Source organism: Alteromonas nitratireducens (assembly GCF_040812025.1).
Taxonomy (GTDB): Bacteria; Pseudomonadota; Gammaproteobacteria; order Enterobacterales; family Alteromonadaceae; genus Alteromonas; species Alteromonas nitratireducens.
On record NZ_JBFNPK010000043.1, the window covers coordinates 1 to 942 of the forward strand.

The following is a 942-nucleotide window of genomic DNA, read 5'->3' on the forward strand; positions in this document are numbered from 1 at the left end:
TGTGTTTCATGACTGGGGTGAAGTCGTAACAAGGTAACCGTAGGGGAACCTGCGGTTGGATCACCTCCTTACCAAAAAGTCGACAGTGACGCTGTTAATGCAGTGCCTACACAGATTGTTTTGTCTAGAAAGAAGAACGACCATATATGGGGCTATAGCTCAGCTGGGAGAGCGCCTGATTTGCATTCAGGAGGTCAGCAGTTCGATCCTGCTTAGCTCCACCAGATTCAAGCCATCTGAGTCAGAAAAGAGTCAGATTGCGAGCATAAGGTTTGTAATTGAGCTCGACTTGAGGAGTGAGGAAGGCACGTACACCAAGTACGTAACTGACGAACCGAGTCCGGATTAGACGAATCCAAGAGCTCAAGTACGAAGCTTAGGCGAAGTAAGCTGGAGGCTTGTAGCTCAGCTGGTTAGAGCGCACCCCTGATAAGGGTGAGGTCGGCAGTTCAAGTCTGCCCAAGCCTACCATTTTCTCGCTTCGCTAGAGTCGCGGAAAATTGCTTAACCGCCGATATAAAATCGGCTGACAATTTCCCTGCTCGCTAAAGTGGAGAAGGCGATTCGCTCGCTAAAAAAGCCTGGGCACTGAGATGGTCGGTATGGATACAAATCCTAATGAATAAGCACTTGTTGAGTGGCTATTGATTAGGGTTTTTTACCCTAAGTATGTTCTTTAACAATTTGGAAAGCTGATATTAGTAATCAATCAAAATTGAGTAACTGAGAGATTATCGGTGTGTTCAGTTTTAACAACTGAGCGTACTGTGAGTCCTCCTTGCGCAAAAGTCGCGATGCTTCGCATCACGATTTTGCACTAGAACTACTCTACTTGACTTGAATTGCTTGTTATCGATTTGATTGATAGCAAGGATATTCACGATTAGCTTGTCATCATGCAACAGGTGTTAACTCACCACTCAAAGTAGGATTCAAAAGGCT

General features: G+C 45.3%; 2 tRNA genes and 1 rRNA gene. All 3 read left to right on the forward strand.

The features are described 5' to 3' along the window. Nucleotides 1–71: ribosomal RNA gene (locus AB1N33_RS16615) — 16S ribosomal RNA — on the forward strand; the annotation flags it as partial. Nucleotides 72–148: 77 nt separating this feature from the next. Continuing rightward, nucleotides 149–224 (forward strand) — tRNA-Ala (locus AB1N33_RS16620). A gap of 170 nt (nucleotides 225–394) precedes the next feature. After that, nucleotides 395–471 (forward strand) — tRNA-Ile (locus AB1N33_RS16625). The last annotated feature ends 471 nt before the right edge of the window (nucleotides 472–942 follow it).